This is a genomic window from Arthrobacter sp. TMN-49, from assembly GCF_054511095.1.
The window spans coordinates 1-25,188 of record NZ_JBTNDH010000032.1; the positions used below are offsets into that span (position 1 = coordinate 1).

Below are 25,188 nucleotides of genomic sequence, written 5' to 3' on the forward strand. Positions count from 1 at the left end.
AAAGGGGGGGGGGGGGGGCTCCGAAAGGGGGGGGGGTTGTCCCTTCTCCCAACGCGGGGGGCACAGCACTGACGGTTGGACCGACGCGGTCTTTAGCGCCGCACGATCGAACGCAAGAGCCTCAATGCTACCGACAATGACGCCATATCGTCTTGTTCAAGTTCATTGACTTCTTCAAACATCCGAATAGCCCGGGTCAGTTGTTCCTGGTTTTGCGCTTCCCAGGCCTGGATCCGCTCCATGTAGGGAGTGCCACTCTCCGTGCTGGCCATGACGTTGCTGGTCATGTCCGCCGTTGTCGCGTAGAGGTCATCACGCAAGGCGGCGCGGGCCAGGGCCTGCCACCTGTCGTTGCGTGGCAACGCCGTGATGCGTTCGAGCAAGGCATCAATCGTGTACCTGTTGTACAACGCGTAGTACACGCTGGCCACAGCATCTTCGGGTTCCGTCAGGAACTCGCTGACCTTGGCCACATCGAGCAGCGCGAACGTCTCAAAGAGTTCGGCCCAGCGCCTGCCCAAGTCTGCCGGCATGTCAAAGGCCGCGGCACGGTCACGCCACGTCTGCACACGTTCCACATCAACACCTTGGAAGTAGTCGCCCATGTGCGTTCCCAGGGTGCTCACCACGGGCTTGAAACGGTTGACGACATCCTCGATATTGTGCGCCGTGATGCCTTCGTTGACCAGCCACCGGACGGCACGGTCCAGCAGGCGGCGCCTGTCCAGGTGTATCGCTGCCCACTGCTCGGTGGAAAAGCTCGGCGGCAATTCCCGCAGCGCATTGCTCATGGTGGCAAAGTCGAAGATCTCATGCAAGGCAACGAAGGCTTTCGCGACAACTACTTCCGTGGCTGAGGATTCCTCCATGGCGCGGAAGGCGAAGGTGATGCCACCCAAATTGACCATGTCGTTGGCCACCACTGTGGCAATGATTTCCTTGCGCAGCGGGTGCGTGTCCAGCTCGGCATCAAACCGTGCCGCCACTTCGGCAGGGAAGTAGCTGCGCAGCGTCTTCTTGAACCAAGGGTCATCAGCTAGATCGCTGTTGCTCAGCGCCTTGGCCAATTCCATCTTGGCGTAGGCCAGCAAAACAGCAAGCTCCGGAGAGGTCAGCCCCTGCCCGGTTGCCAACCGTTCGTGCAATTGGGCGTTGCTGGGCAAAGCCTCAAGCTCGCGGTCCAGCCCCGCATGCACGTCGAGCCAATCCATGAAGCGTTCAAAACTGGGGCTCCACTCCACCACACGCTGGCGGTCATTGAGCAGGACAATGTTCTGTTCAATGTTGTCTTCCAATACCAGATGCCCGATTTCGTCCGTCATGGACATCAGGAATTCAGTGCGCTCGGCCGGATCCAGTTTCCCTGCCGCCACCATGCGGTCAACAAAGATCTTGATGTTGACCTCGTGGTCGGAGCAATCAACGCCGGCAGAGTTGTCGATGGCGTCGGAGTTGAGGATGACACCGTGCAAGGCTGCCTCCACGCGTCCCCGCTGGGTCATGCCCAGGTTGCCACCCTCACCGATGACCTTGACCCGCAGATCTGCACCGTCAACACGGATGGGATCGTTGGCTTTGTCTCCCACGTCGGCATGGGTTTCGGTGCTGGCCTTGATATAGGTGCCAATGCCGCCGTTGTACAGCAGATCAGTGGGGGCCAGCAAGATGGCGCGCAGCAATTCCGGCGGGCTGAGTTTTACCGTGCCCTCGGGCAGGCCAAGCGCCAGGCACACCTGCTCGGTGATGGGGATTGACTTCAGCGTGCGTGAGTACACCCCACCGCCGTCGCTGATCAGCTCGGGGTTGTAGTCCTGCCAGGACGATCGGGGCAAGTCGTAGAGCCGCTGGCGTTCCTGGAAGGAACTGCCCGCATCAGGGTTGGGGTCAAGGAAAATGTCCCTGTGGTCAAAGGCCGCCACGAGCCGCACGTGGGGGGTGCGCAGCAGGCCGTTGCCAAACACGTCACCTGACATGTCTCCGACACCAACTGCCGTGAACTCCTGTGTTTGGGTGTCGACGCCGAACTCGCTGAAGTGCCGCTTGACCGACTCCCAGGCGCCGCGGGCGGTGATGCCCATGGCCTTGTGGTCGTAGCCCACCGAACCACCCGAGGCGAATGCGTCGCCCAGCCAGAAATTGTATTCGGCCGAGATGGCGTTGGCTGTGTCGGAGAAGGACGCCGTACCCTTGTCCGCCGCCACCACCAGGTAGGTGTCATCGGCGTCGTGGCGCACAACGTTGTGCGGCGGAACCACCACTTCACCGGCGACGGAGGTCACCAAGTTATCGGTGACATCCAGCAAGCCGCGGATGAAGGTTTTGTAGCTTTCCTGGCCTTCCACCATCCAGGCGCCACGGTCGATTGCCGGGTTGGGCAGTTGTTTGGCGAAGAATCCGCCCTTGGCGCCGGTGGGCACAATCACCGCGTTTTTGACTGTCTGCGCTTTCACCAGACCGAGCACTTCCGTGCGGAAGTCCTCACGGCGATCGGACCAGCGCAGGCCGCCACGGGCCACCTTGCCGAAGCGTAGGTGCGTGCCTTCCACGCGCGGGGAGTAAACCCAGATTTCGAACATGGGCCGTGGCGCCGGCAGGCCCTCAATGGTGGCCGGATTGAGCTTCATGCTCAAGAAATCACGGTTCCGGTAGTGGTTGGTGCGCAGGGTCGAATCGACCAAGTTGGTGAACGTGCGCAAAACACGGTCCGCATCCAGGGTTGGCACGTTCTCCAGCGCCGTGTTGAGCCTGGCGTGGATCTCCGTCAGCATGGCCGGGCGGGCTGCCTGGTCAATGGCTGGGTTGAAGCGGGCCTCAAACAACTCCACCAGGCCGCGTGTCACGTCGACGTTTTGCAAAAGGGTGGCGGCAATGAAGCCGTAGGAGTTGGCACTGCCCATCTGGCGCATGTATTTGGCGTAGGCGCGCAGAATCACGATTTGTCGCCATTGCATGCCCTCGGTCAGCACCAAACGGTCAAAGGGATCAGATTCGCTCTGGCCGGTGATGGCCGCCCCAAAGGCCGCCGTGAGCAGTTCCGCTGTTGCCCGCGGGTCCACCCCTGCCGGGTACTTCAGGCCCAAGTCGTAGAGGAAGAAGTCACGCTTATCAGCTGTTTCAATCTCAAAGGGCCGTTCGTCAAGGACTTCCAGCCCAAGGTTGTGGAAGAACGGCAAGATCTTGGTGAGGCTTTTAGGGTGTGCCATGAAGAGTTTGACGCGGGCGTCTTCCTCCAACAATTCCTCAGTTCCAGCGGGCAGGTACACCCGCATGCCGGGTGCACACAGGTCAGGGCTCAGGCCGGCGGCGACAACGTCCTTGTAGTTGGCGTCGAATTCCTCGAAGCTGGCAATGTCCGAGAGAGCGTCTTCCACCTCAAAGTCGATGCGGTAGCTGGCCGGGAAGGCGTCTGACCACTGCGGCACCAAGCGGTCAGCAACCTCCTGCGGCTGCGATTCGCGCAGCACCTGGGCAACACCTTCGGGCCAGGACCGTGCCGCGCGCACCAGGCGTTGTTCCAACTCAGCAACGTGCAGGTCCTCCGGCACCAGGTACGCCTTGGGCAACCTGATGCGGAAGAACAAACGGGCCAGCGCCGATTCGCTCATGCGCGCCTCAAAGTCAATGGCGACGGCGCTGAAGGTTCGGGTGAGTTCTTGCTCAATGCGGTGGCGCACAGCAGTCGTGTACCTGTCACGCGGGATATATACCAGCGCGGACATGAACCTGCCGTAGATGTCCGGGCGCAGGAACAACCGTGTTCGACGGCGTTCGGCCAGACGCAGGATGCCGTTGGCGATTACAATCAGGTCCGGGACCTCGATCTGGAACAGTTCATCGCGAGGGTAGGTTTCCAGCACGGCAAAAAGGTCCTTGCCGGAGTGGGAGTTGGGCGGGAAACCAAAGTGCCGGAGTACGGCATCCACTTTTTCGCGCACGACCGGGATGTTGCGGACAGAACCGGTGTAGACGGCTGAGGAGAACAACCCAATGAAGCGCTGCTCACCGTTGACGTTTCCCTGGGAGTCGAAGGACTTGATGCCAATGTAATCAAGGTACGCGCCGCGGTGCACGGTTGATCGGGAGTTGGCCTTGGTGATGACCAGGACTCGCTTTTCACGGGCCTTGCGCTGACCGGTGGTGGTCAGGTGCTGCACGGAAACGTGGTTGGCATCCTCGCGCAACAACCCCAAACCGCTGCCTTCACGGTTGACCAGGACATCTTCGCCATCTTGTTTGGTGAGGTCGTACTCGCGGTAACCCAAGAAGGTGAAGTTGTCGGCCTCCATCCAGTGCAGCAAATCTTCGGCCTCGCGAAGATCCGCCAGGGACTCCCCTGCCAACACTGTTGCCAAGATTTCGGCCCGGCTCAGCGCCTTTTCCCGCATGGCCGGCCAGTCCTCAACGGCCGATCGCACATTTGCCAACACTTTTGCCAGGCCGGCGAGCAGTTCCTGCTTGGCGGCGTCATCGGTTTTGGGGATTTCAATCGCTATCCACGACTCCAAGTACGAGGAGTTGTCCCCGTCCCCGAGAAGATGGGAAATATTGGGCATGGCGGAGGTGTCGCCGCTGGCAATGCCGGTGTGGGTGGGGACTTTTGTCACCGAAGCGAGCGCATGGCTGACCCTATCGCGTGACACCACAAAAACGGGGTGAGTGACCAGATGGATGGCCAGCTTCTGCCGTACCAGTTCGGCACTGACGGAGTCCACAAGGAAGGGCATGTCATCGGTAACGATGTACACAACACTGGCATCGTGCTCGTCAAGGACTTCCACGTTGGCATGGCTGGGTGCCCGCTGGGCCGCGAGGGCCTGGTGCGCGAGAGCCCGTGCCGCCAAAACAGCCGGCTCGTAGCGAGCAGCGTCCTCGGCTGAAAGCTGCACAAAGTAGTCATCAAAAAATGACTTGCCGCCAACCCGCGTCGAATCCTGCACAGGTTCGGGGCTGGATGAGTGCGATGACATAAAATAACGCCTCCGTGAAAGAGAAAAGACCGCCTCTTTGCGACCCTACAACTGAGCCTATCGCTGAACTTCGTGCTCTGCTGTGGCGTTTCTTACAGCACTTTCCGGGTTTCGCTGGGCAGCTGCACAACTGATGCCACGAATGGCCTCACGCAAGGGCGCATCAGGAGCAATCTCTTGCAAAAGCCTCCCCTCCAACAGTGCCTTGTCTGTCAGCTCCGGCTCCCACGGCAGGAAATGCTTGATGGCAAAGGGCGGACCAAAACGTTCCCAGGCCTGAGCAAGGGCTTTCTCCGGCGCACCTCCCACAGCCCTGCGGCGTACCTTGTTGACCACCACACGAACGTCGGCCGCGGGGCAATGCTGGGCCAGCTCCGCCAGTCCCCGAATCAGGCGCGGAATACCCACCGGGTCACTATTGCCCAATGCGTAGATGATGTCCGCCTCACTCAACACCGTCAAGGTGGCAGCGTTGCGCCGCGGCGCCACCGTGTCATAGCTGAGTTCTTCGTCGTTCTCCAGTGAAAAACCGCAGTCCACAATGACCAGCTCAGCCATTTCTTGAGCCAGGAAAAGCACCCGTTCCACGGCAGCAGCCCGCAATTCCGGCCACCTGTCCGCGCGGGTAAGCCCCGTCAAAAGTGAAAAAGTGCCACCGGAAAACACCACAGCAGTGGAAATCTTGGACAGCTGCGCAACGCTTAGCTGCCCTTGATCGGCCGCCCTGCAGGCTTGTGCAAAGGAGGCAGACTCATCCAGCAACCCCAACGCCGCAGCAATACTTGCCCCGAAACTGTCGGCGTCTATCAGCAGCACTGAGCGCCCCGACGCTGCTTGTTCAGCGGCTAAGTTGATGGCCACAGTTGTCCGCCCCGGTGAGCCGATGGGACCCCACACGGCCACAAGAGTGCTGCCGCCCCGCGGAGGCGAGGCGGGCGAACCCGACGCCTCGGTGGCAGTTCTGTGGTGGCTGCTGCGCTGCGGGGTTGTCTCCCGGTGCAACCGGGCCCTGACTTTGGCGGCGATCCCCCCACTGGCCCGTCGGGGATGGCTACCCGGTGACGCCGACGGGCCGGCGTGGGGCTGGGGCTTGTTTCCAGCACCTCGCGTGGGCGGCTGGCTGGATTCAGCAGGTTGGTTATCCCGGGGGTTCGCCGGTGACGGGCCGGCACCATCGGGGTGCGCCTTCCCGCCGGTCTCTGGAGACTCCACACTAAGTACTTCGGAAGCTTCCTGTGCAGCGCCGCCACCGGAGTCATCGATGGCGTCATCAGCCGGGGCGGACGCTGTGGCGCTGTTCGGCGCGAGCGGCCCGGAATCGTAGGCGGCCGGCACAGCAAAGCCTGTTGAGAGGTGGTGCCGCCTGCTCTCAACAGCTGCCAGCACAGCTGCGCTCAATGACTCGGCCGTGACCTGTCCCGACACCACCGAAGCACCCATGATGCGCAGGCGTAGGGCTTCCTCGGGGGAATCGGCAACAGCCACCACACCGACTCCCACAGCTGCGAGCCTGTCGACCAGTGTTGCCGTCAGGTCGCCGGCAAACTGGGCCACCACAGCAACCTGGGCCAAGCCGCTTTGACAGGCAGCCAGCAACTGCACCAGTTCCGGGCACCGACGAACAATGCTGAGTTTGCCCCGGCGTGCCGCCAGCTCGTCAATGACGCCATTCGCTGTGTCCCCCACTGAAACCACGCTCACACCATTCACTGCGCGGCCCCGGGATTCCACACCACCGAGACTTTAGCCTTATTGGCCACCGCCCCCAGGAACTTTGGCATCTGGGCGTCACTCACCAACACCATGAGCTGCATGTTCTTCCCGGATCCGAGCGACCCGGAGGCAACGTTGAGTGCGGCGACTTCGGCACCGGGGAGCATCAGGACGGGCGCCTGGTAGCCGTTGCGCTCATCCGGGAGGGCAACCCAAACGTCAACATAGGAGCCCACCACCACCTCCTTCGGCAACGGCTCACTGATGGTCACCGGCGCGGGTTTGCGATCAAGTGCGTCGGTCTGCCCAATGCTGGACCGGGCAACAAGTTCACCCTTGGCCACCATCCGCACCGCCACGCTATTTTCGCCCAGCACCACCCCCGGGTCCAGGTACTTCCCGCCCACATCGCCGAGTTGGACGTGGACTATGTTGAAGGACTCGGTCGTAATTTTCTGCCCCACCACCAGGGCATCCTTGGCGGCATACATGGGCACTGTCTTGCCGGCATTGCCCACGAGCGCCACAACGCCAGCCACGGAGGCCAGAACCAGCAGAATCCCTATCAGCAGCCGGGGATCCTTCCATGAGGGCTTAGTCAACCGCGAGGCTTGCCCCTGTGCTGCCAAAGCCATGGATCCTCCCGGTTGCGGAACGTTCCGCCAGGTGGTCGGTGCACGCAATGTTGGCGGCATGAACCCACGCCCCGAACGGACAGTCGTGTACTTAGTTCTACAACCGATGAGCCCGTGTTGAAAGCCCCTCTGCCAAAAAGCTCTGAATCTGTGGACAACATGCGGGCGAATGGTCCCCACACGAGGGGATCTCCGGGGATAACGTCAATCAACCTCGTCAAACATGACTAAAGGGGAGATAATGAGTGCATGCCTCGATTTCTAACTCTGGCGGATGTTGCCGAACAGCTGCAAATTTCTGCCGCTGCGTGTTACGCATTGGTGCACAGCGGCGAGCTGCCGGCCTTTCAAATTGGCGGGCGAGGGCAGTGGCGCGTGGATGAAGCCAAGTTTGAACAGTTCATCGATGATCGCCATGCAGCGGCCCGGGCCATGCTCGCCGCCGAGAACGCACCGTCAGACGCCGTCTAGTGCGTCCGCGCAGCCGTGGCTAAAACTCGTTGTCCGCAGTTGAGGCGACTGACACCAGGCTACTCAGGGGAACCACAACGGTGCCCTGCCGGTTCTCGCGGTCCCGGCTGACGCCGTCGGCCAATTGCATGAGCTGCACATAGTCAGCCCCCACCTGATCCAACACCCCGCGAATACCTGCAGGGTGTGCGGTGTCCAGATCAAGAACGACAACAGATCTGTTCCTTGCCAACACACGCAAGGCGGCGGCCAGAGAGTATTGGACCCGAGAGACTGTCCGTGCTCGTTCCGTTCCCAGGCCATGAACCCGCAATAGCTTCGCCAGCGGCAACAACACTGAACGGTTGTCCTCACTTAACAACATCCATTGCGGTTCAACCCTGTGCACAGCACCATGAAAAGCAGTCCCGTTGCACATGACCACCGAAATCTGTTGCCCCTTGGCGCCCCTCAATGCCTCGGCAACTGTCAGCTGTGAGGCCTCCACCCGTGCCAGTTCGTTGACGTGGCGCTCCAAGTCAAGCTGCGTGGCACCATGCCACTGAGTTTCCAGGTCACCAAATAGTAGTTCCCATCGCATGGCGTCACGGTAGGCGCAGGGCCGATGCGTCGTCAACTGGTTATTTGCCTTTTTTTCCGCAAGCTCTGGACACATGCCAATGAATGGGGTCAAAATGAGTCATACGCATTTATATGATGCCAAACAGTGTCAAAACAGTTCAAAGGGGAGCTTCGGTGCAACGGCAAACTCGAGCCGATCTGGCCATGACGGCGGCAATTCTCGTCCTCGGCGCATCGCTGGTGTATAGCGGGATCTCGCTTCTGCGCCTGCGCTGGCAGAACATTAGATCGGCACAACCCCTGGATCTTGCCGAACTGTTGGGCGTGGCCGGAGCCGGCGCGGGCGTCGCCTTGCTGTGTTGGTGGATCCTTGCCATGGCGTGCGCGTGCGTGTCGGCCGTGGCTCACGAGAAAGGTGCAGCAAAAGTCGCGGACTTCACGGCGTCGTGTTCGCCGGCTTTCATGCGGCGCGTTGTCATCGCCGTGCTTGGACTAAATCTCATGGCCACCCCACTACTTGCGGCGGCCCAGGCGCCCGGGCTTGACCCGCTCTGGCGTGCCGAAACGGTGGCCACCACCGCCACCGCGAGCACCACCGCGGACGTTCTCCCACCCAATTCGGCCGAGCCAGTTGACCCACAATGGCTCCCGCATGCCCCGGACACAGACCCCGATCTCTTGCTCCGCCCGGCTACCCGGCCGGCCCCGGCCGATGCTGAAAACAGTCCCGGGGGAACGGCGTCGGAAGTACCCTCACCAGGGGCGCCGCCCAGCACTAGTGCCGTGGAGGTGGTCGTGAAGAGCGGGGACAGCCTCTGGACAATCGTGGCTGCCGCGCTGGGTCCTTTTTGCACAGATGTGGAGGTGGCACAGGCCTGGCCACGGTGGTACAACGCCAATCGAGACACCATTGGTGAGGACCCGCATTACATTCTTCCCGGCCAAGTCTTGCACGCACCGTCAGGCTACTAGCCTTATCCTTCACAGCCAGGGCAAGCACGCAGTGCATGGCAATTTCCGTTCGTCACAGCAAGTTACTGCACAGCCCATTGCGGTGCAGGTGAGTTCACCCCAGAGGAGCGCATCATGAGTACAGCTGCCATCCCCCGAATCCCGGCAGAGTCCACAGTTCTGGTGGTCAAGCCGGCGCCCGTGCTGGGATCCCCGAACGATCGGGGCGGCACGGTTGTGAAGATGCCAAGCCGGATCAGGCCTAGCTCGGTTCAGCACTCTACCCAAGACACAGGGTCTCTGCGGACGGTGCAGGTCCTTGACCCGGAAGCTGCTGAGCGCGCCACGGTGACAGCCATGTCCGGGAAGATCGCCCGCTCAGCTCTGGAAGTACTCAACGGCGTCAGAAGTGTCCAACAACTCTCGCGCTGGCTCGATGCCCGTTGCATGAGTTCATTGGCAACCCGGGCCCGGCTCCACGCGGAGGCTTGCAAGGCCGCGTCCCGGCGCGGTAGCCATGAAGCCCACAAGGGCAACGTTCACCCGCTGCACCCCCAGCCGGTAGTTCATTCGGTCCATTGCAGTTGCATCTCGCCCGGGATCTTTGAAACAGCAGTAGTTATTGCCGACAGGAGCCGGTTCCGGGCCATGGCCATGCGCTTTGAACTCACCCGCGGACTATGGAAAGTCACGGCGCTTCGCATCGGCTAGCCGGTCCTGCTGCGGGGACAACAATGGCGGCCCGCACGCGAGCCGCCATTGAAAAAAGCATCTACTTCTTGGAGTTAGCGCTTCTTCTTGCCCTTGTTCTTATTGCCCGTGCGCTTGGCCGACGGCGGCAGGCCACCGGCGCTGCGGCGCTCAACATGCGTTTCCACGCCGCCTTGTTCGTCGGGGGCCGTGAATCGCAGCTGCGCAGGCTTCGCCGGTGCGGCCAGACCCGGAGCGGTGATGCGCGTTGCGCCTTCTGCCCCGGCCACCCGGTCCAGCAGGGCCGAGGGCTGGTCTGCGACGACGCCCACGGCCGTTGCCGGCGCGTTCTCCACCTGCACGTCCAGGTTGAATAGGAAGCCAACGCTTTCCTCGCGGATGGCAGCCATCATGGACTGGAACATCTCGTAGCCTTCACGCTGGTACTCCACCAAGGGATCACGCTGGGCCATGGCCCGCAAGCCAATGCCTTCCTTGAGGTAGTCCATCTCGTAGAGGTGTTCTTGCCATTTGCGCCCCACGACCGAGAGCACAACGCGGCGTTCCAGCTCACGCATGGTCTCCGCACCAAGAGTAGCTTCACGTTCCTGGTAGGCCACACGAGCATCCGAGAGCAGCTCAGTCTTGACGGTCTCGGGCGTAATACGGCCAATTCCGCCTGCCTCTTCGGCAATCTCGTCCACAGTCACAGTGACGGGGTAGATGGTGCGCAGGTTGGTCCACAAGGTTGGGAAGTCCCAATCACCCGGGTGGCCTTCGCCCAGTGAGGCTTCAATGATCTCGTTGACAGTGTCTTCAAGGAAGTGCTGGACCTTTTCGTGCAGGTCTCCACCTTCCAAGATCCTGCGGCGGTCGCTGTAGATGGCTTCGCGCTGGCGGTTCAGGACGTCGTCGTACTTGAGCACGTTCTTGCGCTGTTCAGCGTTGCGGCCCTCAACCTGGCCCTGTGCCGAGGCGATCGCCTTGGACACCAGTTTCGATTCCAGGGCTACATCGTCAGGCATCGAGGAACGGGACATGAGACGCTCGGCGGCACCGGAGTTGAACAAACGCATCAAATCATCTGTCAGCGACAGGTAGAAACGGGATTCGCCCGGGTCGCCCTGACGCCCTGACCGGCCCCGGAGCTGGTTGTCGATGCGGCGGGACTCGTGACGTTCTGTGCCCAAAACGTACAGGCCGCCAGCCTCCAGCACTGCCTCGTGTTCGTCTTTGACGGCCAGCTTGGCTTCCTCGAAGGCTTCATGCCAGGCCGCCTCGTACTCTTCCGGAGTGTCTTCCGGGTCAAGTCCGCGCGCGGCCAGTTCGGCAACAGCGTTGAACTCGGCGTTGCCGCCGAGCATGATGTCAGTGCCACGGCCAGCCATGTTGGTGGCCACGGTGACGGCCCCACGGCGGCCAGCCTGGGCCACGATGGCGGCCTCACGGGCATGGTTCTTGGCGTTCAAGACCTCGTGCTTGACACCGGCTTCCGCCAGCTTCTTGGAGAGGTACTCGCTCTTCTCCACGCTTGTGGTGCCGACCAGGACTGGCTGACCTGTTTCGTGGCGTTCGGCAATGTCGGCGACGACGGCGTCGAACTTCACCACCTCGTTCTTGTAGACCAGGTCGGGCTGGTCCGAGCGCAGCATGGGCTTGTTGGTGGGGATGGGAACAACACCCAGCGAGTACGTTCCCATGAACTCCGACGCCTCAGTCTCGGCGGTACCTGTCATGCCGGAGAGCTTGTCGTACAGGCGGAAGTAGTTCTGCAAGGTCACCGTGGCCAAGGTCTGGTTCTCAGCCTTGATCTCCACGCCTTCCTTGGCTTCGATGGCCTGGTGCATGCCCTCGTTGTAGCGGCGGCCGGCCAGAATACGGCCCGTGTGCTCATCAACAATGAGGACTTCGCCGTCCATGATGACGTAGTCTTTGTCGCGCTTGAACAGTTCCTTGGCCTTGATGGCGTTGTTCAAGAAGCCGATCAGCGGCGTGTTGGCCGATTCGTAGAGGTTGGTAATACCCAGGTAGTCCTCAACCTTTTCGATGCCCTCTTCAAGGACGCCAACTGTGCGCTTCTTCTCATCAACTTCGTAGTCGTCCTCGACGTTCAGTCGCAGCACCACCTTGGCGAACTCGCCGTACCACCGGTTGGCGTCTCCGGAGGCCGGACCGGAAATGATCAACGGTGTGCGGGCCTCATCGATGAGGATGGAGTCAACTTCATCGACAATGGCATAGTTGTGGCCGCGCTGGACCAGCTCGTCCTTGCTCCACGCCATGTTGTCGCGCAGGTAGTCAAAGCCAAACTCGTTATTTGTGCCGTAGGTGATGTCTGCGGCGTACTGGGCGCGGCGGACGGCAGGATCCTGATTGGAAATGATGCAACCACTGCTCTGGCCCAGGAACCTAAACACGCGACCCATGAGATCGGACTGGTACTGCGCCAGGTAGTCGTTGACGGTGACCACGTGGACGCCCTTGCCGGTGAGCGAGTTCAGGTAGGCCGGGGCTGTAGCCACCAGGGTTTTACCTTCACCAGTTTTCATTTCAGCAATGTTGCCCAGGTGCAGTGCCGCGCCGCCCATGAGCTGGACACGGAAGTGCCGCAGGCCCAAGGTGCGTGAGGATGCTTCGCGTACGGCGGCAAAGGCTTCCGGCAGCAGGTCATCGAGCGTCTCGCCGTCCTCGTGGCGTAGCTTGAGCTTGTCTGTCTCCTCGCGCAGCTCAGCGTCGGTGAAGGTCTGGAAGGGCTCCTCCAGAGAATCAATGGCGTCGGCAAGCACATTGAGTCGTTTCAGCGTTTTGCGATCGCCTGTACGAAGAACCCGTTCAAGAAGTGATGGCACGAAATTGCTCCCAATCTATTGCACCTAAAAGTGGCGTGTTCAGTCTACGTGAGAAGATGTGCAGCGCACTGCCAGTTATTGCAGTGCGCTGCGCAGTGTTGGTGCCAGGTCCCCGTGGTCAAGGACGACGACGGCGCCCAGCCCCAGCCAACGCGCCATCAGTTCCAGCTCGGTGGCCAAGTGAATGGCGGTATCTGCTGGCGCATGGGGCTCCGCATAGGCGCCACGGACCAGAAGAACAGCGGCGTGTCGATCGGCTTTCAGATCCACGCGCGCCACAATGTTCTCGCCCAGCAGAAACGGCAGCACGTAATATCCGAATTTTCGTTTGTGTTCGGGAGTGTAGATTTCCAGCCTGTAGTGAAAATTGAAGAGTTTCTCCAATCTTCTGCGCTCAAAGACCAACGAATCGAAGGGGCTCACCAGGGCCTGGCCGGTTGCCTTGCGCGGTGTTGTTGCCGTGGCGTGCAGATAGGTGGGCTCCGGCCACCCCACAACCGTGACGGGTGTCAGCTCGTTGGTGGCGAGAAGTTTGTTCACCGCTTGCGCGGCCGCCTTGGGTGGGAGCCGGAAGTAGTCGGCGAAGCACCTGGTGGTTCCGATGCCGTGGGCCTGGGCCGCTGCGGAAATCAGCCGGGTGAGAGATTCGTCCTTGGCGGCAGCATCCATCGTCTCCCCCGGACCCAACAGGCCACGCTGTGACGGTGGCAGGATCTTCTCAACCAGTGAGTAGCGGCGTTCGAATTGTTCGTTGCGGGAGGCTGCGCCAACAATTCCGCGTTCGAAGAGGCCTTCAACGGCACGTTTGACTGCGCTCCAGTTCCAGCCCCAGCCGTCGGTGCTGACAGTTTCCTGATGGCCAATTCTGGCCTTGATTTCCCGGGCGGTCAGTGGTTTGCTGTGGGCCAGGACGCCCAGAATGCTTTCCTCCAGCGATTCCCGAAGCCCTGATTCCATGGCGTCGGAACCCACCCAGCGGCGGTTCTGCCATTGCCGCAAATCATGAAAATGTTCCGGGCGGATGAAGCTTGCCTCATGGGCCCAGTACTCCATCAGCTTCCGCGGGGATTTGCCGGCAAGGGTGGTGACCAGCGACGTGTCGTAGGGTCCCAGCCTTGAAAAGAACGGCAGGTAGTGACTGCGTGATAGGACGTTGACGGAGTCAATTTGAACCAATTGCAGTTGCGCAAAGGTCCGGCCCACCTCCCGTGCTGTGACGGGTTTGGCGGGCCGGACTGTTGCAAGTCCCTGAGCTTTGAGTGCAATGCGCCGGGCCTGTGACAGGCTCAGACTTGCACCCATATGTGTTGCTCCTTGACTTTGTGCGGGGAATTCAGTGCAGTTTTCCGGTCATGGTGTGCCCGAAGGGATTGCCTAGACGCGGGCTGGCTCATCTGGTGAATGGTAGGCGGTGATTTCTTCGACAACGTCTGCGTTGTCATCCAGGGAGATGACACCGTACGTCCATCCCTTCCGGCGGTACACCACTGAGGGGATGCCCGTTGAGGAATCGATGAACAGGTAGAAGTCGTGACCCACCATTTCCATGTTGTCCACGGCATCATCGAGGGACAAAGCCGTGGCGGGGAAAACCTTGCGACGGATCAGCACCGGCGAATCGCCAGCGGGGATGTCGTTTTCGATCTCGTACGGCAGCTTTTCCGGAACCGACTCAGGCACGCTCTGCGCGTAGATGGGCTCGGAACTGCTGACAGGAGTCAGGGAGCCAATGGCTTCCTTGACTGCGACGGGGGCGTGCCGGCCGTGGTGGACCTTCTTCTTGTCCTTGGCGCGGCGGAGACGCTCCAGCAACTTTCCGTAAGCCAGATCAAAAGCTGCGAACTTGTCGGATGCGGCGGCTTCAGCACGGATCACGGGGCCTCGGCCCAGAACCGTCAACTCAACAGTGAGAGGGGTGTCTGCTGTGCGGGCCTTGCTCTCCTTGGAAACCTTCACATCGACTCGCTGGACCTTGTTGGCCAGCTGTTCGATCTTCGTGAGCTTCTCGCCAGCATATTCGCGGAATCGGTCCGAAACGCTCAAGTTGCGACCGGTGATCATGAACTCCATGGTGCCCTCCAAATATCTTCGGTGACACGGCGGCCGGCTAGCATTTGGCGCTACATTCCAGACCGCCGACGGGCGGTTTCCTCTCGAAAGAGGTACCCGTTTACTCACGTTAGTTCACTGCATGGTTTTATTCATCTTTTGCGCAAGAAAACTTTCAGTCGAGTCGAGTCCGGGGGCTTATTTCGTGACCACCCTCGGGTGCTCGAGCGGCCGCCAGGACCACCCCGGCACACACCCTCAGACCAGCATTTTCAAGTGTTTTGGCGGCTTCTTGCAGTGTTGATCCAGTGGTGAGGACGTCATCAACCAGCACCACCAGCGCCTGGCGGCGGTTCGCTCTGAGCCAAACACGGTGATGGTATTTACGCCGGATTTTCATAGTGTTACGTACGTTGCGCCGCCGGGCCGCCCGGCCCAGACCTTTTTGGTGGTGCCTGCGCCACGGCGGCCTAGCCTTGATGCCCAGGAGTGGGACTATGGCCACCCCCGGTGGCAGCCGAGCTTCCCGTACTAACGCCCGCAGGATCATGGCTACGGGGTCGTAGCCGCGACGGCGCCAGCCGCTTGAGGTGCTGGGCACCGGCACCACAATGACCTGCCCGGAGTTCGCCGGAACCACGGATGCTGTCACCGTGCCCAGGCCGCGGGCCAGGCAGCGGCTCAGGGGCGCTGACAGTTCGGTGCGTCCATGGTTCTTGAATGCCAGGATCGTTTCGGCCAACGAGTCCCGATACACACCGGCCGCGACGACCGGCAGCAGCGAATACCCCCTAACCCCCACCAGCGCATCGGCGGATTGTTCTGCCCGGAAGGGTGCTGACGTTTGCTGGCGCAGCGCGGCGGAGCAAGCGGGGCAGAGCGCGTGATCCTCGCGGCCACACACCACGCAGTCGGCAGGCAGAATCAGGTACAGGAAGTCCCGGAAGGCCGATTCGCCCCACAACCACAGCGCCAGCCACAGACTGGCAACCGGCGCCCTGTGCGAGCCGGGCCGGCGTCGCTGATCGCTAAGCTCGTCCATGCCTCTAGTGTGGACCCTAGCCGAGGCCGCGCGCACGGTTTGCGGCCCCGCGTGTGGGCATTGACGGACCTGGCGATGGCTGTGAACTAATCAATCGCCGCGGCCAGCTCCGACCGTTGAACCCCTAGCCGGCATATGAGGCTTGTTGCAGCTCTTTGGCCGTCACTTGCCAATTATTGCCCACATTGCTGGAAATCTCGGTGGCTGTTTGGGCATGCACGTTGCGCACACCGGAGCCGGCGCTGAGCCATTGGACACCCTTGAGCGGCTCCAATTGAACCGGGCTGCGCACCAAATCCAAAATCTCCACGGTGACCAGTTCGGTGGCCGAAGGTGCCATGACAGCCATGCTTGACTCCCCCGTCCACACGCCAAGGGTTACTGTTCCGCTGTGCGCGATGGTGATGGGTTCGGTGAGTTCCTTGGGCATCTCACCGGCCTTAATGATCCCCGTCACGGACACCGTGCTCACACCGTTGTCCTGAGAAATCACCATGGCTCGTGCGCCGTCCCGGGAAACCCGCAACGTGGTGACAGTCTTCCCCACCAGCCACGGCACGTTTAAGACAACTGGCTTGCCCATTTTGCCGTCGTCGTTCGGGTTGATGGCCGTCACCACACCCGAACCGTCGCCGGCGGCCGTCCACACCCACCCGTTGGGGGCGAACGACGGCGGCGTGAGGGAGCCGCCCGCCACCGCCAGCATGGCCGCCTGTCCCGGGGTGATCGTGTAGATCTGGTTGCCGGCACCTGACAGGAAAGCAAAATTGCTGCCCGAGTATGACATTGCAGGGGCTGAGGGCAGCAAATTGGCTATAGATGCCATCTTGGCGATGGGAGCAATCTTGGTGCCGTCATAGGTGACCAGCTCGTTCTTGGCCAGCGCAATCTGGCTCGTCGGCACTGGCCTGTCAATGATCATCGGCAGCACAGGCTCCTCCGAACCACCCATGTCCACCTCACGATCGTCAGCCAGCAGTTGCAGTACGTTGACGGTGTTCAGGCCCTTTTGAAAGGTCATCAGCAGTTGGGCGTGCATTTGCTGACGCTGCGCCACACTTGTCCCCAGCAGGAGTTGCGCCGTCAACCCCACCTTGGCAATGCCGTCGTTGTTGACGGGCACCGAGTCACGTTCCAGGGCAATCCCCGGGGGGAAGGCACTCACCACCGCCCCTTGCAAATACGGCGCCGGGCCATTGAGCATGGCCTTGACAATGGCCGTTGCCGTCCGCGATGAGCCAGCAGCCAGCCACCGTGCATCCGGGACCCCGTAGGTGAAGGTTGGGTCATAAAAATACAAGGAGACGGGGCTGAAAAGTGTCTGGAAGTTGGCTTCAGTCAGCAACACGCCGTCGGGCGCTTCGGAAATACGCCATTGCCCATCGACTTGAACCATTTTGACCTCAACGGTCTCGGTGGCGCCCTCCAAGGCGGGGGTGAGAACACCTGACGCATCCACCGTTGAGACCACATCGAAGGTCAAGCGGAAGCTGTCCTTCACCGGCCCCGGGGATATCGAGAACGTGTCCTTAAAAACGACCGTTCTCTTATCAGGTGCCCACGATTGCGCCAGGCCGGCCGTCAAGTACTGCCTGCCCACCTGAAAATTGTCAGCAACTCCAGTGCCCGTATCAATAAACCCGCGCAGGATACTCTCCTGTGACGCCCCGGCAATGGGTTCAAACTGCTGAAAGTCGATATTGACCGAATTGTCTCGCGGCGACAGGGGATCACTCTTGCCCACCGGACCGTCCGTGGGAATGGTGGCACACCCGGCAACGGCAAGGAGGACGACGACGGCCATCGCCCACACTGTCATGACCAGTTTTCGAGGTGCCTGGGTCAGGTGACGCCTTGTGCCGGCCGATGTGCTGCTCACTGTTCCGCCTTCTCCGCGTTGTTCCCTGAATCGTGCACCGTGACGGACTTGATGCCGCCCAGGGCGCCCACCACACCTATGGAACCAGTGTGGGTCATGACGGGGCCTGTGGACAGTGATGGTGAACTGCCGGCCCGCCCACCACCGTCGGGCGGGAGCGGAACAGGTGAGTGCGTAAGCACGATTCCGCGTTTGCGCGGCAGGGTCAAGCGGAAGCACGATCCTTCCCCTGGTACCCCCCACGCCTCGAGCCAGCCGTCATGCAGGCGGGCGTCCTCCATGGCAATGGACAGACCCAACCCGCTGCCGCCCGTGGTGCGGGCCCGGGCAGAGTCGGCACGCCAGAACCTGTCAAAGACGTGGCCCAGGGCCGACGGGGACATGCCGATGCCGTAGTCGCGCACCGCCACCGCCACAGCTGTCTCATCCGCCGAGACAAAGATCTTTACGGGCTTGCCTTCACTGTGCTCGACGGCGTTCAGGACCAAGTTGCGCAAAATCCTGTCAATCCGGCGCGAATCCATCTCCACAACGCACTTATGGTTACGCAGCCGGGTCACCACCGAAAGCTCGCTTGAGTTGGCGTCCGCAACGGGGGTTGCGCCGTCGATCACCGAGTGAATGACCGAGAAAATGTCCAACGATTCCGCATCCAGGTCAGCAACGCCGGCATCAAAACGGGAAATCTCCAGCAAGTCGGCCAACAGCAACTCGAAGCGTTCCACCTGATGGAAGAGCAGTTCCGAGGAACGCTTGTTGATGGCGTCAAAGTCGCCACGGGCATCGTACAAGACTTCGGCGGCCATCCGCACAGTGGTGAGCGGGGTGCGCAGCTCGTGGGACACATCCGAGACGAATCGCTGCTGCATCTCAGAGAGCGTGGCCAGGGCCGTGATCTGGTCTTGCAACGAGGTGGCCATCTTGTTGAACGAGGTGGCCAGCCTTGCCATCTCGTCCTCTCCCTTAACTTGCATGCGTTCTTCAAGCTCGCCGGCAGCGAGTTTCTCCGAAACGGCCGCCGCCTGACTCACCGGATTCACCACCGTCCGGGTGACGTACCAAACGATGGCGCCAATGAGCAACAACAGGATCCCGCCAGCAATCCACAACACCGACTGGATATAGTCCAAGGTCAGTTGTGCGCTGCTGAGGTCATAGATCATGTACAACTCATAGTTAGTGTTGAGCAACTCAACCTGACTGCCAATCACCACCGCCGGATGGACACCTGCACTGCCCGTGGGCAGGGCTATGGACTGCCAAAACTGGCTGTCGGCATCCTTTTGGACGGCCTTGCGCAGCTCACTGGGAATGATGGCTGTGGTGACGCCACCGGAATCTGCAGAACTGACGGCCAACGTGCTGGTTTGGCCCGGAATCTTGACCATGAGGTACCTGCGGTTGTCGTCCTCACCGCCCACTTCGAGCAGCCGCAGGGTGTCCTCAACATAGGTGGACAGTCGTTGCTGATCGCTGAGGCTCGCATTGGAGAAGTCAGCTTGGATCTGGGTGGCGCCCCGCGCTGATTCCTGCTGCGCCTGAACCAGGCGCTCCTTGAAGAGGCCGTTGGAAATTTGGCCGGCCAAATAACCGCCAACACCCACCACCGCCACCGCCGCGATCAGCAGGGTGGTCACAACCGTGCGGAACTGCAACGAGGTGCGCCAGCGCCTGACCCAGGAGCCGCGAACCCAATTGGCGCCGCGAACGAGCCATGCTCCAGCTTTCCGCAGGCCGTGGCCCACCCTGCCCAGAACGACTGTCCAGAAGTTTGCCGGGGCAGGCTTGTGGACGGTGGCAGGATCAGTTCCGGCCGTGGAATCGCCGTTGTCCATGGCAGGCTTGTCTGAACTGCTACTGCCAACAGCGTTGTGGTTGCTCATTGTGTCTTCACCGGTGATGCTCTGCGATTGGCGCTTACTGCCCGGCCTTGTAGCCAACGCCGCGGACAGTCAGGACAACCTCGGGCGCTTCGGGATCCCGTTCGATCTTCGAACGCAGACGCTGGACGTGCACGTTGACCAGGCGGGTGTCGGCGGCATGGCGGTAGCCCCACACCTGCTCCAGGAGGAGTTCGCGGGAAAACACCTGCCACGGTTTGCGGGCCAGAGCCACCAGGAGGTCGAATTCCAGGGGTGTGAGCAGGATCCGCTCACCGGCGCGGCGAACGGCATGCCCGGCCACGTCAATGGTGATCTCACCGATGAAGAGCGTCTCGGGTGCCTTGACATCGCCGGGACGCAGACGGGCCCGAACACGGGCCACCAGCTCGGCCGGCTTGAACGGCTTGGCCACGTAGTCGTCGGCACCCGATTCGAGGCCGCGAACCACATCTGAGGTGTCCGACTTGGCGGTAAGCATGACAATGGGAACATCCGACTCGGCGCGGATCAGCCGGCAAATCTCAATCCCGTCAACTCCGGGCAGCATCAAGTCCAAGAGGACCAAATCCGGTCTATTGGACTGGAAAACCTCAAGTGCCTTCGCGCCGTCAGCGCAAAAAACGGGGTCGAAACCGTCATTGCGAAGCACGATCCCGATCATCTCGGCCAGTGCTTCATCATCGTCAACAACTAAAATGCGTGCCTTCATAGTTCTATATTTACCTATTACCACCATATTGTCCCTATCGACGCTCCACAGCGAGTGCCCCAGCCTTAGTTTTCGGCCAAAATGGCGACAAACTGAGGGTTTGGGGCCCTTGCGGGTCTCCGCAGCTGGCAGCCGTGGATCGCGTGGGGAGGAATTAGCGGGTTGTGCGTGGGCACCAGTAACCGTATTCGGGGCGGCCGCAGCGGAATGCTGTAAATCTTTGGCCAATTCCCGCCCTATTCACAGGCAAAGGTGGTTCTTCCCGATAGGGTTTGAAGATAGTCACTGGAGCATTGCAGGTGTCTAGGCTGCGCCACCATTACCAGCTGGTGCACAGCCGCCGCCGCTACAGCGGTGCATGATTTTTACTGGGGTACATTTCAGGGAGCACAATGACGCATGAACCGCAGCAGCCACCGGTGGAACCACAGGGCGACGGGCAGGATCAGCCTGGGCAGCAGCCGCAGTGGGGCCAGTACGCCCAACCCGGTCCTGCGCAGCCGCCGTACGGCCAACCCCGGTACGGCCAGTCACAGTACAACCAGCCCCAGTACCCGGGACAGCCTCCCTATGGCCAGCAGCCCCAGTGGGGGCAGTACGGTCAACCCGGACCACAGCCGGGTGGCTACAACAACTACATGGCGCCCCCCAAGCCCGGCGTTATCCCCCTGCGCCCCTTGGGTGTTGGCGAAATTCTCGACGGCGCTTTTCAAGCTGCCAGGCGTAACGGCAAGGCCATGTTTGGCTCGGCCCTGATCTTCCAGCTCTTAACGGCCGCGGCAACCCTGTTGGTCATGTTCGTTACCCTGGGCCAGTTCATGACGGTGATCACGGACAGCACCTTCATCGTTGATGGCACTGATCAAGAAGCATTTGAGTCGATGGTTGGCCCGCTTGTCACCTTCTCCGTCTCCATCCTGGTGACAGCGTTCCTCTCAACGTTGATTCAAATGGTTTTGCAGGGCGCCCTGGTGGTTCCCGTGATCCGTGCCGTGTTGAACCGCAAGACCTCGTTTGGCCAGATGTGGCGCCTGACCCAACCGCGCATTGGTTCCTTGCTGCTGTTGGCCCTGCTGTACGCGGCGGCCATGCTGGTGGCAATACTGGTGTACACAGGCATAGCTGTGGCCTTGGTGCTCGGCTTCGGCGCCAACAGTCCAGGCGCCGCGGTGGGCTTTTCCGTGTTGGCAATCCTGCCGTTTGTGGCCGTCGCCGTCTGGATTGGCACCAAAGTTCTTCTGGCCCCTGCGGCGATTATTGTGGAAAATGTTGGCGTCTTCAGGAGCATCCAACGCTCCTGGACCCTGACGAACGGGAATTGGTGGCGGACCTTTGGCACGTCACTGCTGGCAGGTGTCATCGCGGCCGTGATCAGCGGCGTCATCACCACGCCCGTGAGCTTCATCATCTCCATGGTGATGACCATGATGACCCTGGATCCCACGCCTGAACAAATGCTCACCAGCACGCTCATTTCCCAGTCCATCGCCGGGCTCGTCGGCGCCTTGGTGGGTGCTGTGACCCTCGCCTTCCAAACAGGTGTCATGGCGTTGATCTACGTTGACTTGAGGATGCGCCGCGACGGTTTCGACATCACCTTGCTCAAGGAATCCGAGTCGGGCAAGGACGACGGCGGGATCCCCGGCGCGCCTGCCCCGGCCGCCTTGGTCCCCGGGAGCTATGCGACGGGCACCCCCGGCGCCAACCCGCACGACGGCGGCCAGGTCCCGCCGCCGGGAAACTACGGACAGTAGGTCGTTCGCGGTATGGCATTGCAGCTCGTGCGGGCGGCCCTGCGCACAGACGGCGTCCCGGTCGTCCCGGATGCCGATGAGGCGCGCCGCTGGGCGAGCGACGAGCTTGCCCAGAAGGCGTATCAAGATGCCAAACCAGGTTTGGCTGAGCTTGTGGTGGACTTTCTCAAGAGAGCACTCGATGATTTCCTCAGCGGGTTAAACGTGGCCGACGGCGGTATTGGTCTTGGCATTGTGGTGGGGCTGGCCGTCATAGCCATCCTTGTCATCATTTTCATCCTCCGGCCCGCACTCAACCGGAAGAAGGCAACAACGGCGCCCGTGTTCGAGGGTGAACAGTTCCTCTCGAGCGCCCAGCACAGCAAGCTGGCCAGGGCAGCTGCCCAAGCCGGTGACTTTGGCACTGCCGTCAGCGAACAATTCCGTGCCCTCGTGCGCGCCGGTGAGGAACGAGACATTAGCGTCATGGCCCCCGGCCGCACAGCGGTTGAGGTGGTTACCGAGCTGCAACTCGCATTCCCCGCACACGTGCCCGCGCTGCGCCACGCTGCTGAACTCTTCAATGCCGTGCGGTACGGCCAAGTGCCCCCCACGCACGCCATGTATGCCGAACTTGTCGCCACAGACAGTGCTCTGGCCGCCACCAAAGCTGTCTATGCGCAGGATTTGATGTCCCTATGAGCGGCTCTGAGCAGACGTTCCGGGCAGAAGCGCACAGCCCAGCCGAAAACGTCACCCGGTGGTGGAAGCGCTACAGATTCTGGCTGATCTGTGTTGGCGCGTTTGTTGCGATTTCGCTGCTGGGATTCTTCCTCGGCGGCGGCACAGCTAGGCCGGTTGAACCACTGTCCATCACCAATCCGGCGCCGGCAGGCGCCCAGGCTGCCGCCTCCGTTCTACGCAATCAAGGTGTCACCGTGACGGCAGCAGATTCACTGGCCGCCACCACTGAGGCCTTGGCCGCGAATGGTCAGGGCGCCAGCACAGTGCTCTTCTACGACCCCAAAAATCTGCTCTCCGCCTCACAGGTGACTGACTTCTCGGCCAGGGTCAAAGAAGCTGGGGCCACAATTGTGGCCATCACCCCTGCCCCGCTGGCGTTGAAGGGTCTCAGCACCGATATTTCCAGTACCGGAACGGCGGCGGGCAAGCACACGGTTGCTGCCCAGTGCACCCACCCGGATGCGGCGGCCGCGGCGACGCTCGACGGCGGAGTGCAGGGCACGTCTAGGGCTCCCCTTTACCTCTACAAGGGTGCCCAAACGTGTTTCCGCCCGTCGGCGGCAGCCGGTGGCTACTTGGCCGTCAATGCGGCCGGCAGCGTTGTGGCGCTCGGCAATGCTGGCATTCTCAGCAACCAGAATCTGGCCAGTGAAGGCAATGCGGCTCTGACGTTCAGGCTTTTGGGTGGCGCCCCGAACCTCATCTGGTACACAGCGTCACTGAAGGACATTCCCGTCGCGGAAAAGCCGCCCACGTTGGCGGAGTTCACGCCCGAATGGATCTTCCCGGCGTCGGCCTGGCTGTTGCTAGTCGCCGTGCTGGGCATGCTGTGGAAGGGGCGCCGCAACGGTCCCTTGGTGACCGAGCCACTCCCTGTCGTGGTGAAGTCCGCCGAGACGTTGACGGGAAGGGCACGGCTGTATCAGGATGCGCGGGCTGTAGAGACGGCTACCCGAACATTGCAGCATGCTGCCCTCACTCGTTTGGCGCACACCTTGCGGTTGGGACATGCCGCTCCCCCGGCGGCCGTGGTGGAGGCCGTGGCAGCAGCCACCGGCCAGAAGCAGCACCACGTGCACGCCTTGTTGTTGGGCGAGGCACCAAAATCTGAAAAAGACATGTTGACCGTGGCCGCACAACTGGCGGCACTAGAGGAAGAAGTGGCACAGCGATGAGCATGCCCCACCCAGAGTCGAGCTACCCCGAGTCGGCAACTAAAGCACCCGTGCCAGCAACGCCGGGTTGGGACCAGCCTTACGACCCGACCAGCCAGCAGCAGTATGCCGCACAGGGCACCGCCGCAGCGGCGCCCCACCACGCCCCGGCACCCTATGCGGCGCCCGCACAGCTGGCCATGAGCCCGTCTGCCCAGGCATTGTTAGCTGTGCGCGGCGAAGTTGCCAAGGCTGTTGTGGGCCAGGAATCCACCGTGACGGGGCTGCTCATTGCCTTGTTGGCCGGCGGCCACGTTTTGCTCGAGGGTGTGCCCGGAGTGGCGAAGACGCTGCTGGTGCGTGCACTGTCCACGGCTTTGAGCCTGGATACCAAGCGTGTGCAGTTCACCCCTGACCTGATGCCCGGGGATGTGACAGGCTCGTTGATCTACGACGCCAGCACCTCGGCCTTCACCTTCCGTGAAGGGCCCGTATTCACCAATATTTTGCTCGCTGATGAGATCAACAGGACACCGCCGAAGACCCAGGCGTCGCTCTTGGAGGCCATGGAGGAACACCAAGTCTCCGTGGATGGCGTTTCTCGCAAGCTGCCCGCCCCGTTCATGGTGGCGGCAACCCAGAACCCGGTGGAGTACGAGGGCACCTATCCCCTGCCCGAGGCGCAGTTGGACAGGTTCCTGCTCAAACTCACCATGGAGCTACCCAACCGTGACGATGAGATTGAGGTCATTCGTCGGCACAGTCTAGGTTTTGATCCGCAGGATTTGCACGCTGCCGGCGTCCGTGCGGTGGCAGGGGCCGCGGAACTGAGTCAAGCCCGCGAAGAGGTGTTCCAGGTCAGCGTCGCCGGTGAAGTCCTGGCCTACGTGGTGGATTTGGTCCGCGCAACCCGTACGGCGCCGTCGTTCCAACTGGGCGTCTCACCCCGTGGCGCAACAGCGATCTTGAAGTCCGCTCGCGCCTATGCGTGGTTGTCTGGCCGCGCCTTCGTCACACCCGACGACGTCAAGGCTCTGGCGCTGCCCACCCTGCGGCACCGTGTTGCCCTGCGGCCCGAGGCCGAGATGGATGGCGTCGCCGTGGACGATATTTTGCTCTCCATACTGGCCACAGTGCCGGTACCTCGCTGATCAGGGG

General features: G+C 61.4%; 18 protein-coding genes. 7 read left to right on the forward strand and 11 right to left on the reverse strand.

Annotated elements, in window-relative coordinates; all coding sequences use genetic code 11:
* Window positions 1-92: 92 nt before the first annotated feature.
* Genes ACX80E_RS13680 through ACX80E_RS13690 form a run of 3 tightly spaced genes read right to left on the reverse strand, consistent with a single transcriptional unit; the run spans window position 93 to window position 7,315 of the window.
* On the reverse strand, window positions 93-4,967 hold the full coding sequence (locus tag ACX80E_RS13680) for an NAD-glutamate dehydrogenase (RefSeq protein ID WP_459302554.1): 4,875 nt from the start codon (window positions 4,965-4,967) through the stop codon (window positions 93-95).
* A 57-nt stretch (window positions 4,968-5,024) separates the two neighbouring features.
* A complete protein-coding gene (locus ACX80E_RS13685) occupies window positions 5,025-6,668 on the reverse strand; it encodes an AAA family ATPase (RefSeq protein WP_459302555.1) in 1,644 nt (547 codons plus the stop codon).
* Between the two features lie 5 nt (window positions 6,669-6,673).
* Entirely contained in the window at window positions 6,674-7,315 is a 642-nt protein-coding gene (locus ACX80E_RS13690; protein ID WP_459302556.1) for a hypothetical protein, read from the reverse strand.
* 249 nt (window positions 7,316-7,564) lie between these two features.
* On the opposite strand from ACX80E_RS13690, the gene ACX80E_RS13695 reads away from it, so the two are divergent.
* Window positions 7,565-7,786 (forward strand): helix-turn-helix domain-containing protein, encoded by a 222-nt coding sequence (locus ACX80E_RS13695; RefSeq protein ID WP_459302557.1) that lies wholly within the window; start codon window positions 7,565-7,567, stop codon window positions 7,784-7,786.
* A gap of 19 nt (window positions 7,787-7,805) precedes the next feature.
* On the opposite strand, the gene ACX80E_RS13700 is transcribed toward ACX80E_RS13695, so the two are convergent.
* Window positions 7,806-8,366 carry a hypothetical protein gene (locus tag ACX80E_RS13700; RefSeq protein WP_459302558.1) on the reverse strand — a complete coding sequence of 187 codons (561 nt, stop codon included), beginning with the start codon at window positions 8,364-8,366 and terminating at the stop codon, window positions 7,806-7,808.
* A gap of 155 nt (window positions 8,367-8,521) precedes the next feature.
* Between ACX80E_RS13700 and ACX80E_RS13705 the strand changes: the two genes are divergently transcribed.
* On the forward strand, window positions 8,522-9,319 hold the full coding sequence (locus ACX80E_RS13705; RefSeq protein WP_459302559.1) for a LysM peptidoglycan-binding domain-containing protein: 798 nt from the start codon (window positions 8,522-8,524) through the stop codon (window positions 9,317-9,319).
* Between the two features lie 114 nt (window positions 9,320-9,433).
* Complete coding sequence (locus ACX80E_RS13710) at window positions 9,434-10,009, forward strand: Rv3235 family protein (RefSeq protein ID WP_459302560.1); 576 nt, start codon at window positions 9,434-9,436, stop codon at window positions 10,007-10,009.
* A gap of 74 nt (window positions 10,010-10,083) precedes the next feature.
* Here ACX80E_RS13710 and secA read toward each other — a convergent pair whose 3' ends face one another.
* From secA to mtrA, 7 genes are all read right to left on the reverse strand, one after another.
* Window positions 10,084-12,837 carry a preprotein translocase subunit SecA gene (secA, locus tag ACX80E_RS13715; protein ID WP_459302561.1) on the reverse strand — a complete coding sequence of 918 codons (2,754 nt, stop codon included), beginning with the start codon at window positions 12,835-12,837 and terminating at the stop codon, window positions 10,084-10,086.
* 75 nt (window positions 12,838-12,912) lie between these two features.
* Window positions 12,913-14,139 carry a winged helix-turn-helix domain-containing protein gene (locus ACX80E_RS13720; protein ID WP_459302562.1) on the reverse strand — a complete coding sequence of 409 codons (1,227 nt, stop codon included), beginning with the start codon at window positions 14,137-14,139 and terminating at the stop codon, window positions 12,913-12,915.
* Window positions 14,140-14,211: 72 nt separating this feature from the next.
* Window positions 14,212-14,907, reverse strand: coding sequence for a ribosome hibernation-promoting factor, HPF/YfiA family (hpf, locus tag ACX80E_RS13725; RefSeq protein ID WP_459302563.1), 696 nt, complete (start codon window positions 14,905-14,907; stop codon window positions 14,212-14,214).
* Window positions 14,908-15,061: 154 nt separating this feature from the next.
* A complete protein-coding gene (locus ACX80E_RS13730) occupies window positions 15,062-15,928 on the reverse strand; it encodes a ComF family protein (protein WP_459302564.1) in 867 nt (288 codons plus the stop codon).
* 124 nt (window positions 15,929-16,052) lie between these two features.
* A complete protein-coding gene (locus ACX80E_RS13735; RefSeq protein WP_459302565.1) occupies window positions 16,053-17,807 on the reverse strand; it encodes an LpqB family beta-propeller domain-containing protein in 1,755 nt (584 codons plus the stop codon).
* Entirely contained in the window at window positions 17,804-19,690 is a 1,887-nt protein-coding gene (mtrB, locus tag ACX80E_RS13740; RefSeq protein ID WP_459302567.1) for an MtrAB system histidine kinase MtrB, read from the reverse strand. Before mtrB ends, ACX80E_RS13735 begins: the two co-directional genes overlap by 4 nt.
* 34 nt (window positions 19,691-19,724) lie before the next feature.
* Window positions 19,725-20,399 (reverse strand): MtrAB system response regulator MtrA, encoded by a 675-nt coding sequence (gene mtrA / locus ACX80E_RS13745; protein WP_459302568.1) that lies wholly within the window; start codon window positions 20,397-20,399, stop codon window positions 19,725-19,727.
* A gap of 392 nt (window positions 20,400-20,791) precedes the next feature.
* On the opposite strand from mtrA, the gene ACX80E_RS13750 reads away from it, so the two are divergent.
* The 4 genes from ACX80E_RS13750 (at window position 20,792) to ACX80E_RS13765 (ending at window position 25,181) form a co-directional block, all read left to right on the forward strand.
* The gene (locus ACX80E_RS13750; RefSeq protein WP_459302569.1) at window positions 20,792-22,153 is read left to right on the forward strand and encodes a hypothetical protein; all 1,362 of its coding nucleotides are present in this window, start codon (window positions 20,792-20,794) and stop codon (window positions 22,151-22,153) included.
* Between the two features lie 12 nt (window positions 22,154-22,165).
* A complete protein-coding gene (locus tag ACX80E_RS13755; protein ID WP_459302570.1) occupies window positions 22,166-22,834 on the forward strand; it encodes a DUF4129 domain-containing protein in 669 nt (222 codons plus the stop codon).
* Complete coding sequence (locus tag ACX80E_RS13760; protein ID WP_459302571.1) at window positions 22,831-24,051, forward strand: DUF4350 domain-containing protein; 1,221 nt, start codon at window positions 22,831-22,833, stop codon at window positions 24,049-24,051. Before ACX80E_RS13755 ends, ACX80E_RS13760 begins: the two co-directional genes overlap by 4 nt.
* A gap of 179 nt (window positions 24,052-24,230) precedes the next feature.
* A complete protein-coding gene (locus ACX80E_RS13765) occupies window positions 24,231-25,181 on the forward strand; it encodes an AAA family ATPase (protein ID WP_459302589.1) in 951 nt (316 codons plus the stop codon).
* Window positions 25,182-25,188: the final 7 nt, after the last annotated feature.

What these genes read in the sequence shown, in the direction of transcription:
- ACX80E_RS13680 (WP_459302554.1), bottom strand. Translation starts at nt 4,967, where the DNA reads ATGTCATCGCACTCATCCAGCCCCGAACCTGTGCAGGATTCGACGCGG.
- ACX80E_RS13690 (WP_459302556.1), bottom strand. Translation starts at nt 7,315, where the DNA reads ATGGCTTTGGCAGCACAGGGGCAAGCCTCGCGGTTGACTAAGCCCTCA.
- ACX80E_RS13695 (WP_459302557.1), top strand. Translation starts at nt 7,565, where the DNA reads ATGCCTCGATTTCTAACTCTGGCGGATGTTGCCGAACAGCTGCAAATT.
- ACX80E_RS13700 (WP_459302558.1), bottom strand. Translation starts at nt 8,366, where the DNA reads ATGCGATGGGAACTACTATTTGGTGACCTGGAAACTCAGTGGCATGGT.
- ACX80E_RS13710 (WP_459302560.1), top strand. Translation starts at nt 9,434, where the DNA reads ATGAGTACAGCTGCCATCCCCCGAATCCCGGCAGAGTCCACAGTTCTG.
- ACX80E_RS13720 (WP_459302562.1), bottom strand. Translation starts at nt 14,139, where the DNA reads ATGGGTGCAAGTCTGAGCCTGTCACAGGCCCGGCGCATTGCACTCAAA.
- hpf (WP_459302563.1), bottom strand. Translation starts at nt 14,907, where the DNA reads ATGGAGTTCATGATCACCGGTCGCAACTTGAGCGTTTCGGACCGATTC.
- ACX80E_RS13730 (WP_459302564.1), bottom strand. Translation starts at nt 15,928, where the DNA reads ATGGACGAGCTTAGCGATCAGCGACGCCGGCCCGGCTCGCACAGGGCG.
- mtrB (WP_459302567.1), bottom strand. Translation starts at nt 19,690, where the DNA reads ATGAGCAACCACAACGCTGTTGGCAGTAGCAGTTCAGACAAGCCTGCC.
- mtrA (WP_459302568.1), bottom strand. Translation starts at nt 20,399, where the DNA reads ATGAAGGCACGCATTTTAGTTGTTGACGATGATGAAGCACTGGCCGAG.
- ACX80E_RS13750 (WP_459302569.1), top strand. Translation starts at nt 20,792, where the DNA reads ATGACGCATGAACCGCAGCAGCCACCGGTGGAACCACAGGGCGACGGG.
- ACX80E_RS13755 (WP_459302570.1), top strand. Translation starts at nt 22,166, where the DNA reads ATGGCATTGCAGCTCGTGCGGGCGGCCCTGCGCACAGACGGCGTCCCG.
- ACX80E_RS13760 (WP_459302571.1), top strand. Translation starts at nt 22,831, where the DNA reads ATGAGCGGCTCTGAGCAGACGTTCCGGGCAGAAGCGCACAGCCCAGCC.
- ACX80E_RS13765 (WP_459302589.1), top strand. Translation starts at nt 24,231, where the DNA reads ATGAGCCCGTCTGCCCAGGCATTGTTAGCTGTGCGCGGCGAAGTTGCC.